This is a genomic window from Streptococcus mitis, assembly GCF_003942795.1.
Classification (GTDB): Bacteria; Bacillota; Bacilli; order Lactobacillales; family Streptococcaceae; genus Streptococcus; species Streptococcus mitis_BJ.
In genome coordinates this window covers 1-16,469 of sequence record NZ_RJNY01000003.1, presented here as the reverse complement: position 1 = coordinate 16,469, position 16,469 = coordinate 1, and the positions used below count along the sequence as shown (strand labels likewise).

At 40.6% G+C, this 16,469-nt stretch carries 17 protein-coding genes; 1 reads left to right on the top strand and 16 read right to left on the bottom strand.

Annotation, left to right across the window (positions count from 1 at the left end; all coding sequences use genetic code 11):
* Positions 1 to 30: 30 nt before the first annotated feature.
* The 3 genes from D8847_RS02025 to D8847_RS02015 are packed head-to-tail and all read right to left on the bottom strand — an operon-like array spanning position 31 to position 3,591.
* Positions 31 to 1,317: a response regulator transcription factor gene (locus D8847_RS02025; RefSeq protein ID WP_125840447.1), complete on the bottom strand. Its 1,287-nt coding sequence runs from the start codon at positions 1,315 to 1,317 to the stop codon at positions 31 to 33.
* 11 nt (positions 1,318 to 1,328) lie between these two features.
* Complete coding sequence (locus tag D8847_RS02020; protein ID WP_125840446.1) at positions 1,329 to 2,999, bottom strand: sensor histidine kinase; 1,671 nt, start codon at positions 2,997 to 2,999, stop codon at positions 1,329 to 1,331.
* Positions 2,977 to 3,591, bottom strand: a complete 615-nt coding sequence (locus tag D8847_RS02015) for a YesL family protein (protein WP_125840445.1) — start codon at positions 3,589 to 3,591, stop codon at positions 2,977 to 2,979. The genes D8847_RS02020 and D8847_RS02015 overlap by 23 nt, the downstream gene beginning before the upstream one ends.
* A gap of 133 nt (positions 3,592 to 3,724) precedes the next feature.
* Here D8847_RS02015 and D8847_RS02010 point away from each other — a divergent pair, with 133 nt between their 5' ends.
* A complete protein-coding gene (locus D8847_RS02010) occupies positions 3,725 to 4,294 on the top strand; it encodes an MptD family putative ECF transporter S component (protein ID WP_125840444.1) in 570 nt (189 codons plus the stop codon).
* A 174-nt stretch (positions 4,295 to 4,468) separates the two neighbouring features.
* On the opposite strand, the gene dltD is transcribed toward D8847_RS02010, so the two are convergent.
* The 13 genes from dltD to D8847_RS01945 form a co-directional block, all read right to left on the bottom strand.
* Positions 4,469 to 5,641: a D-alanyl-lipoteichoic acid biosynthesis protein DltD gene (dltD, locus tag D8847_RS02005; RefSeq protein WP_057488843.1), complete on the bottom strand. Its 1,173-nt coding sequence runs from the start codon at positions 5,639 to 5,641 to the stop codon at positions 4,469 to 4,471.
* A 47-nt stretch (positions 5,642 to 5,688) separates the two neighbouring features.
* Complete coding sequence (gene dltB, locus D8847_RS02000) at positions 5,689 to 6,843, bottom strand: D-alanyl-lipoteichoic acid biosynthesis protein DltB (protein WP_125840443.1); 1,155 nt, start codon at positions 6,841 to 6,843, stop codon at positions 5,689 to 5,691.
* Positions 6,844 to 7,003: 160 nt separating this feature from the next.
* Positions 7,004 to 7,696 carry a methionine ABC transporter permease gene (locus D8847_RS01995; protein WP_000137507.1) on the bottom strand — a complete coding sequence of 231 codons (693 nt, stop codon included), beginning with the start codon at positions 7,694 to 7,696 and terminating at the stop codon, positions 7,004 to 7,006.
* Between the two features lies 1 nt (position 7,697).
* Positions 7,698 to 8,759: a methionine ABC transporter ATP-binding protein gene (locus tag D8847_RS01990; RefSeq protein WP_125840442.1), complete on the bottom strand. Its 1,062-nt coding sequence runs from the start codon at positions 8,757 to 8,759 to the stop codon at positions 7,698 to 7,700.
* Entirely contained in the window at positions 8,752 to 10,125 is a 1,374-nt protein-coding gene (locus tag D8847_RS01985) for a M20 family metallopeptidase (RefSeq protein ID WP_125840441.1), read from the bottom strand. Before D8847_RS01985 ends, D8847_RS01990 begins: the two co-directional genes overlap by 8 nt.
* Before the next feature lie 118 nt (positions 10,126 to 10,243).
* The gene (locus tag D8847_RS01980; RefSeq protein WP_084939976.1) at positions 10,244 to 11,098 is read right to left on the bottom strand and encodes a MetQ/NlpA family ABC transporter substrate-binding protein; all 855 of its coding nucleotides are present in this window, start codon (positions 11,096 to 11,098) and stop codon (positions 10,244 to 10,246) included.
* Between the two features lie 153 nt (positions 11,099 to 11,251).
* Entirely contained in the window at positions 11,252 to 12,094 is an 843-nt protein-coding gene (locus D8847_RS01975; RefSeq protein WP_125840440.1) for an amino acid ABC transporter substrate-binding protein, read from the bottom strand.
* A 103-nt stretch (positions 12,095 to 12,197) separates the two neighbouring features.
* Positions 12,198 to 12,521, bottom strand: coding sequence for an AzlD domain-containing protein (locus tag D8847_RS01970; RefSeq protein ID WP_033605725.1), 324 nt, complete (start codon positions 12,519 to 12,521; stop codon positions 12,198 to 12,200).
* Positions 12,511 to 13,206 (bottom strand): AzlC family ABC transporter permease, encoded by a 696-nt coding sequence (locus D8847_RS01965; protein WP_080980337.1) that lies wholly within the window; start codon positions 13,204 to 13,206, stop codon positions 12,511 to 12,513. The genes D8847_RS01970 and D8847_RS01965 overlap by 11 nt, the downstream gene beginning before the upstream one ends.
* Positions 13,207 to 13,363: 157 nt before the next feature.
* Positions 13,364 to 14,590: an MFS transporter gene (locus D8847_RS01960; RefSeq protein WP_125840439.1), complete on the bottom strand. Its 1,227-nt coding sequence runs from the start codon at positions 14,588 to 14,590 to the stop codon at positions 13,364 to 13,366.
* A gap of 70 nt (positions 14,591 to 14,660) precedes the next feature.
* Positions 14,661 to 15,326, bottom strand: coding sequence for a CPBP family intramembrane glutamic endopeptidase (locus D8847_RS01955; protein ID WP_125840438.1), 666 nt, complete (start codon positions 15,324 to 15,326; stop codon positions 14,661 to 14,663).
* 11 nt (positions 15,327 to 15,337) lie between these two features.
* The gene (locus D8847_RS01950; protein WP_125840437.1) at positions 15,338 to 16,012 is read right to left on the bottom strand and encodes a CPBP family intramembrane glutamic endopeptidase; all 675 of its coding nucleotides are present in this window, start codon (positions 16,010 to 16,012) and stop codon (positions 15,338 to 15,340) included.
* 18 nt (positions 16,013 to 16,030) lie between these two features.
* Positions 16,031 to 16,252 (bottom strand): hypothetical protein, encoded by a 222-nt coding sequence (locus D8847_RS01945; protein ID WP_084874794.1) that lies wholly within the window; start codon positions 16,250 to 16,252, stop codon positions 16,031 to 16,033.
* Positions 16,253 to 16,469: the final 217 nt, after the last annotated feature.

Sequence of the window (16,469 nt, the reverse complement as noted above, 5' to 3'; positions counted from 1 at the left end):
TATAGCATTTTTTGTACAGGAATACAACTTTTACAAGCTGGTTTCAACTTGTTTTCGATAAGCTTTTGGTGATTTTCCGCACAATTTACGGAAAACCTTGTAGAAATATCCAACATTACTGTAGCCAACTGCATAGCAAATATCTTCGATGCTATCACTGGTCGAAAGTAAGAGTTGCTGCGCTGCCTTAATTCGCTGTTTATTAAGCAATTCCGCAAAGGTTGAGTTGGTTTCTCTTTTGATCAGCTGCCCGAGATAGACAGGATTGATAAAGAGATCCTTGCTGATATCCTTGAGCGAGAGCTCTTTCTGATAATCACGCCCAATCACCTCCAGAACGCTCACCACATTTTCATTCATGCGGTACTGGCCAAAGAACTTGGTCAAGGTTTCTTTGATATAGGCAACCAATTCTTCAAAGGAGTTAATGGCATGGATGGCTTTGACAATCTCGGTCATATCATCTGCTTTTAGGTGTTCAAACAAATGAAAGACATCCATGACAAACTGGGTGAAGAGCTGCTTCGTGATGGCCACGCGCGGAGTATTCTCCAAAACGACCTTCTCTAGCAAGGTTAATTCCTCGATGATTTGATTGATATTCCCTTGGATAATCACCCGATAAATCGGTTCGTAATAAGCAAATAGACTCTCGGATTTTTCTAGATTGACAGAACCGTAAAAGAGGGCTTTTTCTGCGTTGATCTTCCATTTTTCAAAGGACTGCTGGTAGGGTGCTTCAAATGGGGTTACGACGATGCCATCTAGTGGTTGATCAGAGATGAAAATCTGCCAATCTTGTCCCAAAACATAGTAAGGAATGGTAAAAGAGCCTTGCTTTTCCTTTGAAAGTCCTATCCACCAGCTGTCTTTACCTGCTAAGAAACTGATAAAGCCTTCTTCATCCAATTCTTGACTGAGGGTCTGATTTTGTTCCACCTTTTCTTGAAGCTGTCGCGCAATCTTTTCTAATAGATTGCCCAACTCCACCTTGTCTACTGGCTTGACCAGATAATCCACGACACTAAGGTTCATGGCTTTTTTGACGTAGTCAAACTCCTGATAACCAGATAGCAAGATATAATAGGTATCTGGAAGTAGCTCTTTCATTTCCCTAATCATCTCAAGTCCGGTCTTATCTGGCATATTGACATCGGAAATGACCACATCTACTGGATTTTCCTTGACGTAGTCCAAAACATCATCTGCGTGATTAGCTGTCGCGACGACTTTCATATCCCATTTTTCAAAGGGGATTAATCGCTTGAGCCCCTCTGTCACCATGTACTCATCGTCTACTAATAAAACTTTATACATTTCTACCCTTTCTATTCATCCTGGATAGTGATATGGTAACGAACACCTTCTTGCTCAGCTGACTCTACACTGATTTGGTAGCGATCCCCAAAGTAGAGAACAAAGCGTTCGTGTACATTTACTATTCCAATTGATTGCCGCTCTCCACTATAGCTTGCTTCGTGTTCAAAACTTCGCTGAGTTAATTTTTCTTGCAAGGCAGCTAGTTTCTCAGCGGACATTCCCCGACCATTATCTACTACTAGGATTTCAACGAATCCTTGGCCCTTCAAGGCTTTGATACTGATGACATTATCTGTTCTGCGATGGTCAACACCATGAGCAAAGTAGTTTTCTACTAATGGTTGGAGTGTAAATTTTGGAATTCTCATTTCTTCCAATTCTGGTGCAATCTTGAAACCATAGGCAATGGATTTAGGATAACGCACCATGCAGAGATAGCTATACTTTCTGCAAAATTCCAACTCTTGCTTCAGCGTGGTTTCCCGCTCGTCGGAGATATTGTTGCGTAACAAGCTACTAAATTCATAGATAATATCTGCCAGTTCATCCTGACTTTGCATGACGGCATACATCCGTAAAAACTCCAGAGTATTGTACATAAAGTGAGGATTGATTTGAGCCTGTAGGGCTCGCATATTGGCATCTTTTTGACTGAGCTCTAGCTGATAGATATCGTGGATATTTTTTTCCAGACGATCCAACATATCATTGGTTGTTTCTGCAATGAGAAGCAACTCTTGGTCTTTTTCAGAGGTATCAATTCGAAGGCCTTCTTCTCCTTGAGCAATCACCTCGATCGAATCTACTAGATCTACGACCTGTTTTTGGTAATTTGAAAAAGTCTGTCTAAGAGTCACGTACAAAATGATGATAAAGAGGATACTTAGTCCAATAATAATAGCTGAACTCGTCAAAGTTCCTGTAAGAACAAAATTTTTAGGAACAGCAGCTCGAACCTGATAACCGTGAGAGGTGACACCTACAAACCAGTTCTCCCTCTCGGCTGATACCTTCTCCCCAATATGGAACATCTCGGTCTCAAAAGGAGAAGTCACTGTTACAGCCATCGGGATATGGCCCCTTGTATTGTCAATGGCTCCATGGAGAACATCTGGCGATAAGGAGATATAGATCACTCCTAAATCCTTGTCAGACACAGGATCGGAAACAGGAATGGCAAAACTATTGGCTGTCGGCTTAAAATCCTCTGCAGGGATTTTCTCTCCGCTGCGTTTTTCTCTAGTCGAAACATACACTTCCTTATAGTCCTGAAGGACAATAGCCACTCCAGTCACAAAATCATTCCGAACATAGATATTATCAATATTTTCATACAAGGAAACAGAAATATAAGGCGAAGTTTTACGCTCTAATTGCCAATAGAAATAGTCTGGGGTGCTAAGACTGAAATACTTGTAAATTCCTTCAATGCGGGCTTGATTTTCAACCAAAGACTGAGCAAGTTGAGTTGATTCTCTGTGATAATATTCCACTTCGCTCACCGTCCGAGTAGTCACACGTTCCGCAACCCGTTGGGCCTCTTTCTCACGTGAGTCCCAGTCAGCATACGATAGCATAATCGCAAAACTAGCAATGACCACAATCATAACCAAACTATAAATCCGTAAAAGAGAGTGAAGCCAAAACTGCTTCATTCTATTTTGTCGCCAATTTTTCATGGATACTTTCATAAATAGGTTCCAACATATCACTGATAAAGAAATGCCACATTCCAATTCCTACAAAAAAGAGCAAGGCAGGCATATAATAACCAACTCCTACAAGGAGAGCTGACCCGAGTAAAACCTTGGCAATCGCAGGTAAGCTCATGAAAATCCCGATAAGGGACAGTTTCAAGGTATTTTTGTAGGATAAATCAAAGTACACCTGAAGTTTCAAGAAAACAGTGTAGGCTAGAAAGACAAGAGCAACTACAAGGACATTGAGAAAGGTTGCCAAGAGGTGGAAGATCGTCTGGTGGGGCAATTGAACTAGAAGATACAAACCATAAACTAGGACAAGATCCACAAACACAAAACTATAGAAAGCCAGATTGCTCTTGACAAAATTGCTCTTATACAATTCCCAAGCTTCCTTCAAATGGTATGCTCGATAGGTATAACCATGCTCCGCATACAAACTCATCAGGGTGGCACTAGCTGGGGCCAAACCAAAGACTACTCCTCCTGCTAGTGTTAATAGCCAGAAATAAGCTGTCGCAATCATTCCCAAAAAGATACGATTAAAGACGAATTCTAGAAATTTTCCCATGCTACTCTCCTTAAACTAACGATGTAACTATTATATCATATTTCAAACGTTTTCAAAAATATAGAACTCCCATTTACAATCCTCAAAAAGCGTGATACAATTGGTTTTGTTAATTCGCATCAAGGAGATTCTCATGAAGAAAAATATCTTAACCACCCTCTTGGCTGCCGTTCTCTACTTTCTCTGTGTAGGGATTGGAGTCTTACTAGGACACCTGGTCGATCAAACAGGCAATATGTTCTACGCACCTGCCTTTTCTGCACTTGTCGGTGGCAGTGTCTACATGCTTCTTTTGACGAAGGTCCCTCGTTTTGGCGCTATCACCACTCTGGGACTTTTTATGGCAATTTTCTTCCTAGCTAGCAAGCATGGCGCCGGTGCCTTTCTCCCAGGACTCGCTTGTGGTCTTGCGGCAGATGCCATCGCTCGTCTCGGAAACTACAAAGATCGAATCAAAAACACCCTCTCCTTCCTCGTCTTTGCTTTTAGCACAAGTGGCCCTATCTTCCTCATGTGGATCAGTCCCAAGGCTTACGTGGCCACCTTACTTGCACGTGGGAAATCCCAAGAATACATTGACCGTATCATGGTCGCTCCCGAGTTAGACAAAATCCTTCTCTTTGTCGTAAGCATCCTTCTAGGCGCCTTGATTGGGGCTGTGGTTGGGCAATTTCTAAGTCAAAAAATAGCTGATAAACTATAATGTAAAAGCCCTGAAGACTAGCAATGCCTAGTTCCAGGGCCTTTTTGTATACAGTCTTAAAATTCACTATAGATAAATTCTTGAATATTCGAAAAATCAGTCACAAAACAGTAAATCACGATGCTCAAGATAACCGTATAGAAAAATAGTGTCCACAAGATTAAACGATGTGTGTTAGTTAGCTTGGTTTGCAAATTTGTAAAGTTCTTTTTCAACTTCCATCCATCCTTTCACTCCAACGTGCATCACGTCAAATAAAAAGTAATCATCATACTCTCTGTTTCCATAGTTTAATACGGTTGCACCATGGCTTTTTGCGACATCTTCTATTTTTTTATAAGTTTTTTCTCGCATCTCTCTTGAGACACCAGTGTAGTCATTCCATTTCCCGTTTACTGGGAAAATAATAACCTCAACTTCAATGCCCAATTCTTTGGCAACTGTCAAGAAAAGTTCCATATCTGAATACTCCGGTGACTCTAGGTAACTCAAATCTTTATTGGAATCTTTCAGCGATGCATAGCGATCTTTTAAGTAAGTATTGTAGTAGTTATTATCAACAGCATAGTCATTATTGTCTGTTTTCTTTTTGACCTCTTCCACAAACTGATCCGTCATCTTCTGCCAATCATAGTCTGGGGTTTTGTCTCCTAGTGAAGGATAATCTGATTTAGCATGTTTTTGATAAAAAGTCTGTTTGAGCTTAAAGGAATACATCGCGTTATCTAACTCTAATAGTTTTTTATCAACAATGGTTCCTTTTCCATCTATGAAATAACTTTTGTATTTTTTGTAGATGTCATTTTGTTGCTTGTTCCCCTTGGTAATCTCGATAATGCGATTGATTAGTTTTTCTTTCGTTTCTTTACTAATCTTGTCATTATCTAGCATGTGAAAAATATGTTCCTGAGAAGCCTTGTTCAAAAAAGCATCTTGATGAGTCCCATCTTTTTCAAACCACTGAACCGACTCTACTATAGCCACTTTTCGCTTACTCATAGATCCTTCAATAGAGGCTAAAGTAGAAGCCTGAATGATGTTTTGAGAATAACTGGTCCCAATCTGCATGATATTAAAATCGTTGTAGTTAAAAATTTTATTTGGATGATAGTCTTCATTTATCGTCGCAACCAACTCTGAAGAACCCATTAGAACCAGTGTATTGGGGGTGATATTACTTGTTAGAATATCTCTACTTTTATACTTTTCATACGAGGTGCTATAACGAATACTGTTATCCTTGACTTTATAATAATCATCAATCTTCTTGACATACGTCACATTTAAAAGGGCAAGCGTCGCAATTACGAGCACAAGCGATAGTAAAAATGCTTTTAATTTAATCATCTCGTTTTATCCTATCCCTTCGGTCTGGCAGACTTCTTTTCAATCTCTTATCTCTTTAAAATCGTCAGTAAGATTTTATAGGGTTCACCTGAAAAGATAAAGAAACCAATCATAACCAAATGCATGGTCACAAACCAACTTAGTAGCTTATACCAGTTTTTATTTTTATTTTTCTTATAAAAATTGCTTTTCTTTTGATACACTTCAAATCCAGCCATCAAGATACCATGATAAAAACCATAGACAATGTAACTAACACTAAGACCATGCCAAAAACCCATGACCAACATATTGACCATATAGGCATAGGTTGCATTGTGTAGTCTATTTTTAAACCATTTTTTCCTGATAACCTGCATCAATACTCTTGAAAATACAAAATCTCTCAGCCAGGTCGACAAGGTGATATGCCATCTGGTCCAGAAATCCTTGATATCAACACTCAAGAAAGGTTTGTTAAAGTTCATCGGTGTCTGAATACCTAGAATGTTGCTACTTCCAACGGCCATTAGACTATAGCCTGCAAAGTCAAAGAACAGATACAAGGTATAGAGGTACATATACTTGATTGAGTAAACGACTGTGCCAGTATTATTTAGAGCGAGTAACATCTGGTAAACATAGGTTGATAAAACAACCTTGTAAAGAAGGCCTAGAACGATACGATACACACCGTCCCCTGCTAACTCTAGATACTCTTTTCGGGGCATGACCTCGTTTATCTCTTTTAAAAATCTCCTACTCCGATCAATCGGACCAGCACTAACTGTTGGAAAAAAGAGCAAAAACTGTAGATAATCTTTTACACTGATTTTTTCTTTGATCAAGCCATCCGATATTTCTAGCATGATCTGAATGGTCTTAAAGGACATGTAAGAAATTCCAATAAAGGCCAACAAATGCAGAGAAGTCAGGGCAAAGACTTTATTGATTACCAAAGGAAGAATGGAAAGGAAAACTAGTGGTTTCAGCCGCTTTGCCTCTATCCTCTGCGCTAGAAAAACCAGAAAATACTGGTAAACGATAAAGGCGAGCAAATAGACCATCATCGCTCGACTCTTACCATAGATAGCTCCTGCAAATAAGAGGGAGAGCGTCAAAATATAGTAGTCCTTACGTTTTTCAAAAAAGTTTACCACAAAACCAATCAGTAAAACTACAAACAAGAGAAGGAAGAAATCATTCCCCTCGAAATAATTCATACCAGACAAACTCCTTTACATTATCATCCCTCCTACAGCAAACTTTCCGATTTGCTAATTGAGAGGCCTTTCTTTATTATAGCATATTTCTAAAAAGAAACTTTACTCTTCTTGCATTTCGGTAAGAAAACAAAAAGGAGTCCCGTTGGGCTCCTTCCATTTATTTATGACTTAATTTCTTGGTCAAGAAATCTCCCAAGAATTGGATTGTAAAGATAATCAAGATGATAATGATGGTTGCCAAGATAGTCACATCGTGATTGTAGCGGTTAAATCCATAAGCGATGGCTACGTTACCAATACCACCAGCTCCGACCGCTCCCGCCATAGCTGTTTCCCCAACAAGGGAAATCAAGGTCACAGTCGTCACACGAATCAAATCTGGCAAACCTTCTGATAGGTAAACACCCACGATGTCCCAGAATGTCGCTCCACTAGCCTGCGCCGCCTCAATGACACCACCATCCAGCTCAGCCAAGACCACCTGCACCTGACGGGCAAAGAAGGCAAAGACTGCAAAAGAAAGTGGGACAAGGGCTGCATTTGGCCCGATACTCGTCTTTACAATCAAGTGAGACAGTGGCGACATGATTGCCAAGAGGATGATGAAAGGAACCGCACGGAAAATAGAGGTAATCTTGTCTAAAATCCAAAAGATAACCTTATTTTCCAAGACACCGCCTGGTGCTGTCAAGACGAGGAAAAGACCTGCAACAAGCCCCAAGAACCCTCCAATAATGAAGGAAAGAACTGTCATATAAAGGGTTAGATAAATGGCTGTTCCCCAGCCTGCTTGACCAGCCCAGCCCATCTTATAGACATTTGGTAAGTAAGTTTGAATCAACTCTGTCATTCTACTGTCCTCCCTTCAATACTTTTAACTGGACACCCGCTTGACGGATAGCTTCTTGAGCACCTGCTAGCGCTGCTTTTTCACCTGACAAGACCACAACCAATTCTCCAACAGGAGTGCTATCGAGAATTTCGATATTTCCATAAAGGATATTAGCCGTTACTTGGTAATGTTTGTACAATTCATTCAAAAGTGGCTCGTCTGTCGAAGCCCCTGCATACTTGAGCTGCACTAAGATACTGTTCTCAGATAAATGCTCTACGATTTCTTGCTTCTCAATCTTGACCATGGCTTCGTCAATACCTGTGGCTGTTGAGATAAAGTCCTGGGTCAAAGGTTGTTTAGGATCTGAGAAGATTTCAAGAACACTACCCTCTTCAATCAAACGGCCATCTTGCATGACCGCCACACGATTAGCAATGTCTTTGACAATCTGCATTTCGTGTGTAATCAAAACAACAGTCAAACCTAATTTTTGGTTCAAATCTTGCAATAAGGTCAAAATCTGCTTGGTTGTCTTAGGGTCAAGAGCAGACGTTGACTCATCTGAAATCAAGATTTTTGGATCATTGGCCAAGGCACGCGCAATGGCCACACGCTGTTTTTGCCCTCCTGATAGTTGTGAAGGGTAGTTTTCAGCACGATCCGCCAAGCCAACCAAGTCTAACAACTTAGCTACTTTGGCCTTCTTTTCTTCCTTGCTGAGTCCAGAGTGTTTAAGGGCAAAGGCTACATTTTCCTCTGCCGTCTTTTGACTCATCAGGTTAAAATGCTGGAAAATCATCCCGATATCCTGACGTTTACGACGCAGCTGCTCTGCCGTCAAGGTCACCTTACCATCAAAAATGACGTCGTTATCAATGGTAATTTTTCCTGCAGATGGTTTTTGCAGGAGGTTAATCACCCGAACAAGAGTAGATTTCCCTGCTCCAGAATATCCTACGATTCCGTAGATATCCCCTTCTTGGATGTGAATAGTCACGTCCTTGACCGCTGTGATAGTTCTCTTCTTTTGGTGAAAGGTCACATCGATCTGATCTAACTTGATAATATCTCTACTCATAGCTTCTAATCAGCTCCTCTACTAATTCAATATGGGTGTAGTAATCGGCGATTCGCACGTTTTCATCTCCACCATGGTCTCGGCTATTGGCATTTCCTAGACCGAAGGCCACCATTGGTACCTCTAGGGCGTCAAAAACCGTATGCATAGGTCCTGTTCCCGCTGTTGTCGGTAAGACCGAAACGCCCTGTGGATAGAATTTTTTGGCCAATTCGATCACATTGAGAATGGCTGGCGCGCTCATATCGCTTCGATAGCTCATCTCTCCCAAGGTATAGTATAATTCTACCTTATCAAAGCCATTTTTGTCTAGCTGTTTCCGAATTTTTTCCAGGACATTGTGCGACTCTAGGCCAGGAACCAAACGAACCTCTAGCTTAGCACTGGCTTCTGCTGGCAAAATCGTTTTGACTCCTTGTCCTTGATAACCTGACTGAATCCCTTCGATATTGAGGGCAGGCTCGAAAAAGAAACGTTTTAGGAAGGCTACACGGTCCTCTTGTAAGAGAGGCAATTCCAAGCCATAAATGCGACTGATTTCCTCAGGATTGCGTTGGGCGTAGGTATCCACCAAGGCTAGTTCTCGTTCATTTGGCTCTTGAACATCCTCGTACAAACCTTCTACTAAGATACGGCCATCATCAGCTCGCAGACTACTTAAGGCCTGGATAAGATACCATGGAGCTGACTCCACGACGCCACCATAACTCGAGTGAATGTCCACATCCGCACTTTTTACCTTGGCATCAAAGGTCACAATTCCCTTGTTTCCGCCAGAGATTTCCAGCTGTTCCAAGGCGTTCTTGGTCCCTTGTTCCCAGACTAGCAAGTCCGCCCCACGAAGTTTGTCTGCGTGTTTCTCTAAATACTTATCTAGATCCATGGAAGCAGACTCCTCTGCTCCCTCCATGATAAAGCTGATATTGACAGGCAGGTCATCATGGTGCTGCATATACTTTCTCAAAGCACTCAAACGAGCTGTGATGTGGCCTTTGTCGTCGTCGACCCCACGCCCATACATAAAGCCATTTCGCACAGAAAGGGTAAAAGGATTCTCTGTCCACACCTGGTCGCCATCCGCTGGCACGGTGTCATAGTGATTATAGAAGATCAAGGTCTTGGCATCCGGACGTGAACTCTTGAAATGCGCCATGACAAAGGGAGCCGTATAGCTCTCATCAATCTCCACTTCAGCCCCTACACGCTTGAAAATCTCACCCAGATAGTTTGCGACCTCCTTGAGTCCAACCTGTTGGGCAAAGACTGATTTCTTGGAAATCAAGGTGCGCAAGACTTCAAAATAATGTTGGGCCACATGATCCTTCTCAAATTTTTCAATCTGCTCTTGTTCGCTAGGAAAAACCATATTTTCTCTCTTTCTACTACGTACTTGCGTCCTTGGAACGACCACAAGTGCCTCTTTAAAATCAACTCTCTATACAAAAGCAAGAGGTGGAAACTCTCTCCCACCTCCCTGTGTCTTATTACCAAACTGGTTGGTCCAAACCGTCTGATGTTTCTTCGATAACTTTTTTCACTTCATCAGTGTGGTAAGCTGCGATAATTTTCTTGATGGCATCAGCCTTAGGTGATGATTCCCAATCTTTTTTCGCAACGATGATGTTGTACCATTGTTTTGAGTTTTCATCAGCTTGTTCTTTGAAGAGTGCTTTCTTGTAGTCCAATTTTGCTTCTGTAACGAAGGTATTGTTTACAACGGCAGCATCAACTGATGACAATGAACGAGCTGTTTGGCTAGCGTCCAATTCAGTAATCTTCAAGTTCTTTGGATTTTCTGTGATGTTAGCAACTGTTGCTAGAGCAGTTCCAGAAACATCCAATTTGATCAAGCCAGCTGATTGAAGCAAGTAAAGTGCACGGCTTTCGTTTGTTGCATCGTTTGGTACGGCGATTTCACCGTTATCTGGGATTTCTTCCACTTTGGTGTACTTGTTTTCTTCTCCATTTTTACCTGAGTAAAGGCGGATTGGTGAGATGTACGTATCTGCAATCGCTACAAGGTCTTTCCCGTTTTCTTTGTTCCAGTTGCTCAAGAAGTTGTAGTGTTGGAAAGCATTCAAGTCTACTTCGCCATCAGCAGTTGCCTTGTTTGGTTGTGAATAGTCTGTGAACTCTGTGAATTCCAATTTAATTCCATCTTTTTCAACCAATTCTTGGATTTTATCCCAACGCGCTTCTTCAGAACCGCTACGGTTAACTGTTGCAATTTTGACAACTGTTTCGTTATCTGCTTTCTTTTCTGAATTTCCGCAAGCTGCAAGAGCCAAACCTGCGACTGTAGCAAGAGCTGCTACACCGAGCCATTTTTTAATTTTCATGATTCTTTCTCCTTTAAAAATAATACCGTAATAGTATCTCATACTTTATTTGATTTAGCAAATTGTTATTAGATAGGCAGACATATAGTTTGAAACTATATACCTAAAAATTGAGAAATCACCCATTTTAATCAGAATGGATGATTTACAAACTTATTTGATGTCAGCTTCTGCTGGTAGGTAAGAATCACCAAAGAACTGTTGAGATAGCTTTTCAAGTGTTCCATCTTTGTAGAGTTCTTGGATGCGTTTGTCCACAAATGATTTCAACTCATCTTGACCTTTAGCAAGGAGTGGGTAAACATAAGGTTGTTGGTCGCTTGGAAGTTCGATGACTTTCAAATTGTCCAAACCTTGGTTTTTGATAACTGTCTCAACACCAATCTTATCAAAAATCTTGTAGTCAAACTGACCATCACTCAAACGAGACATGATTTGTTGGAAATCTGCCTTAGTGTAGTTAAGAACCGTTGGATTGTCCGCATGTTCTGTGTTGTATGCTTCCAATTGTTTAGCTGAGGTTGTTCCTTGAACAACTTCAGTAGATTTTCCACCGATATCATCGAGCGATTTGATGCTATCGTCGTCTTTCTTCACAACGAGAACGTTAGGGTTTTTAGCAGTTGGAGCTGCGTAAAGGTATTTTTCTGCACGTTCTTTGGTATAGCTAAGGTTGTTAACAGCCATTTGATAACGGTCACTATCAAGTCCTGGGAAAATCCCTGACCACTCTGTCTTTTCAAACTTGACAGTATACTTGTCTGAGTCTTTAAAGATCGCGCGAACCACTTCAATCTCGTAACCAGTCAATTCACCATTTTCTTCATAGATAAATGGCTTTGGTGAACCGTTAGTTGCTACGACGATTTCTTTTTTACCTGATGTTGCTTCACCTGATGCTGCATCTTTCTTATCTCCACCTGAGCACGCTGCTAGTAGACCTGTGGCAACAAGCCCTAGGGCAGCAAGAGATGAATATTTAACGATTTTTTTCATGTCATTTCCTCCAAAATAGAATACTGTATTATCTTAACAGAAAAAAGAAATTTACGCCATTATATGATATCTATATCGGTGATAAGTTTTTTCTATGACTGATTTAAAAAACCAAACGCAAGACTGCAACCAAGACCACTCCAAAAAGAACCGTACCCACTAGATTGCGGTAGCGAAAGGCTACCCAAGCCGTTGGAAAGACTGCTAAAAAGTCCAGCCATTTGATCTGAGGAAGGCTGCCAACCTTGCCAGTCACTACGCTTGAAAGGATCAAGGCAAAGATAATGGAAACAGGCAAGAACTTCAAAAAACGCTCAACGATAGCTGGCAACCCCTTGTACTTAACCAAGATGAAGGGAATCATGCGGGGAATCCAAGTCACTAGGCCTGAAAAGATAACGGCTAACAAAAGATATTTACTGACCATCTAAGACCACCCCCATGGTACAACCTAGCAAGGTCGCAAAAAGAACAGCTAGCGACTGAGACACCACTGTCAAGAGCAAAAAGAAGGACACCGCAACAACGGCTAGGATCAGCAGCAGATTCCGTACAGGAACCCGTCTTTGCATAATCTGAAATTGCGAGGTAAAAATCCCGATAAACATCCCAACAAGGGCAAAGTCTAATCCAAAGACCTCAGGATTTGGAAGAAGCCCACCTAAAGCTGTCCCCGCAACTGTCCCAATAAACCAGGCTATATAACTATTGAGATTGTTCCCGTGCATCCACATAGGATTGACCTTGTCTGTATGGGCTAATTCTCCCATCAAAACCCCATAGGTCTCATCTGTCAGGAGACTGGACATGCCGATATTTTGCCAGAGACTAGTATGACGGAAATAGGTCGATGCATGTAAGCTCAGCAAAAAGAGTCGCAAGTTGATCAAAAAGACCGTCATAGCAATGGCTGCGACAGGCGCTTGTACCGCAATCAGTGCCAACATGGCAAACTGGGCGCTCCCAGCATAAACAAAGAGGCTCATCAAGCCCATCTCAACAGGTGTCACATAGGGCGCGCCAATAATCCCACAGGCCAGTCCGATACTGACATAACCAAGGGCCGTTGGCATGGCTGCCTGTGCACCTTCCCAGAATCCTTTTTCTTTCATCTTCTCCTCATATTCTCTCCAATTGAGTCTGTTCGTCATCACAGCCACAGCACGGACTATTATAACATATTCAAAGAAGAGAAAAAAGTCTGCTGATTTTGGCCGTCATAAAAAGACTGGCAATCCAGTCTCAAACACCTATTATACAAATTCTCCACTAAATGCTCTCGCGAATATGCAAGAGCATGACAAATGCGGTTAGGAGCAATAGTAACAGAATAAAGCTAACCGCTAGGGTCCCAAAACTTGTAGCAATCGTTACGAAAAAGATTGTGAATAGACTTGGTAAAACAACCGTAATAGCACCAATAGAGGATTGAACCGCTCCCATTGACTCCTCAGGTATTTGTTTAAAGACGAGTTCTTGCAATCTAGGAGAGAGTAACCCTGCGATGAAGGCATCCAAGGAGCTGAAAAGCAGAATCAAGCCAAAATGACCTGTGGCAAATCCTACTAGAAGGAGTAACTGGATGGCGACCGAAGCGTATAGAGCTGTTTTTATAGAAATCGTATTTTTCAGATAGCCACTTACAAGACTTCCGACAATAAGTGCTGATAATTCTAGTGTTGATAACAAAGCGAGAGATTGACCAGTTTGTAAATTCAAAAACGGTTGGTTTCTTAAAAAAAGAGTCGAAATAGGAACAGTGACATTGATCACAGCTTGGCTGATAGAGACGATAAATAAAATGAAAATCACTCTATCCATATTCCAGATCAATTTCGATGCTTGGAACAAATGCTGGCAAAACGATTTTACAGAAAGACCTTCTTGATAGCTAATTGTTTTTTCAACTTTCAAAAGATCATTTTTTATGAAGAGAATACCTACAAATGCTATCAGAAACGTAAGAGCGTTTAGCAAGGAAATGAACTGAATGGAAAGAATTCCTAGCAAAATCCCTCCTAGAATATTACTGATTGTCCGAACTAAACTAACTGTTGATTGTTTAAAGCCAATGGCTTCTGTCAGATGTTCTTTCCCAATGATTCTTATAAAAATAGGAGTTAGCATGGCTCCTGAAAAGTAACTCAACGTATCCGACAAGAGGTTCATCAAACAAATAAAGAATACGAGCCATAAGGAAAAGGACTCCCCTGAAAGCGAAAGTGCCACTATAGCATACAGTATAAATTTGACAAAACTAATAACCGTATACTTTAGAACACGATGATGTTGAAAGTCAGCCAAAACTCCCATAAAGATTTGCAGGACTTGAGGAACAGTCTCTGAAATCGTAATGAGTAAAATCGCCAAAGGGGCAAACGAAGCATCTGCTACATAATTCAAAAAAGCCAGATAAAAAATCGTATCCCCAACCGTTGAAATCCACTGGTTGATGGTTAATTGCCTAAAATCTCTATTTTGAATAAATACTTTCATCGCAACTCCTTTTTGAGTTCAAATGGGAAGTTTTCCCCAAGGATAGACCGATATTACTGAGCACCTAAAATTACAGCAATAGTAAACTCTGACCAATACCGTTGTAGACTATGTGCAGTCCAATAGGCCAATAAATGGACTTTGTCACTCTAAACAAGACTGCAAATATGAGACCACCACCCATATATGATAAAAAGTCTGTCAAAACCCAACCGTGATTACTAATGTGCAAGATTCCAAACAAAACAGCAGAACCAAGCACATCCAGTCCCCACTCCTTCCCTTTTTCCAGAGCGGTCATCACCAATCCACGATAAATCATCTCTTCAAAAATGGGACCTGCAATCACAGGATAGAAAAAATACATCAAAAATGCCGTTGCTCCTGTAAAAGTAGGAAGATCCAGTTGATAAGCAATTTCATTTTTTGTAGGTGGGAAAAGATAAAATGTGACGAAATTCCAAATAACAAAAGCAAGAAGAGCTAAAAAGGAATAAAGAAGATAGGAACCTCTAAATTTTCTACTGTTGATTTTCTGCCATTTCCCTGACCAAACCATAACAATAACAGCAAGCAGAACCACAAGAAAATTCAACATCATATCCGACAAATAATAGGCAAAGTCAGATAGACCAGCGGCAAGGTCGCTGTGTAATAGCAGACGAATGAGTAACTGGTCATCAATGACAAGTAGAATGGCTATAATAAGGTGGTAGCGTGAGATTATCTTTTTCATATTTCATCTTTCTAATACCCAAACACCAATAAGCTCACGATAATTAAAAAGGTATTCCACAAGATGTGAAGGGCCATTGACCAATAAATTGAACGTGTATAACGAAAGAGCATGCAGAGTAGCAGACCTGCTCCTGCATATATGATGAAGTCTGTTAACACCCATCCATATTGTAAAACATGGATGAGACTAAAGAGTGTGGAAGAAATGATAACGTCAATATAGTATTTTTTAAATTTAGATAGGGCTGTCATCAGAAGTCCACGGAAAACTAACTCCTCAACTATCGGAGCAATAAGACTGCCGTAGAGAATACGTGTCACAAAATAACTAATTCCCGTCAAATTGGCTACGGTTTCTTTTATAGCACTACCATTTTGCGTGTTGGGAAAGATTCGAGTCGTTATATTTACCCACAAAAACATCAATATAAAGGAAAGAAAGAAGAGACCCAGATAGGACCAACGAAACTGGAAGCGACCGTACTCTTTCCAACGTTGACTCTTAACAAGAACCACAGTAGCAGCAATTCCTTCAATTACTATCAATAAAATTTGAACCCCATAAAATCCAAAATCTGATAATTGATCCATGAACTCTAATCTCACTACTAAATTAAAAATCAAGTAATAAGACATAAGTACCAAAATGGTACCTAGGTAAAATTTCGTTTCTTCCCTTTTCATAGTTTTTTCTCCTAAATGTTAGTTACGACGTTTTCCAAACAGTCCTTCAATCAGCCCATTCGACCAATCAAATGCCCCATAAGGTCTGGGACTAATACCTCTACCTCCCCAAGCAGGCAAAGCACTACCACCACAACCAATATTTTCACCCACACAAGCCATAGTGAAATTTCCGCCGTAAACCTTTTCCAACTCCACTTCTGTTAGTTCCATTGTTTCTGCAAATTGTAAATTCAACATATTTACACTCCTTCAATTATTTTTATTTGTAAACCACTTCTGCGACCTAGGATTTGCTTCAAATGTCTTACAAAGATAGTATAACACGGAAATTGGCTTATTTTAGAAAATCGCATATTTGATATTTTTTCTTATAGAAATTTCAGATTTGCGATTTTGATTGATTTGATTATTTCACTGATATAATATAGTTACCATTATGTAGGAGGACATGAAA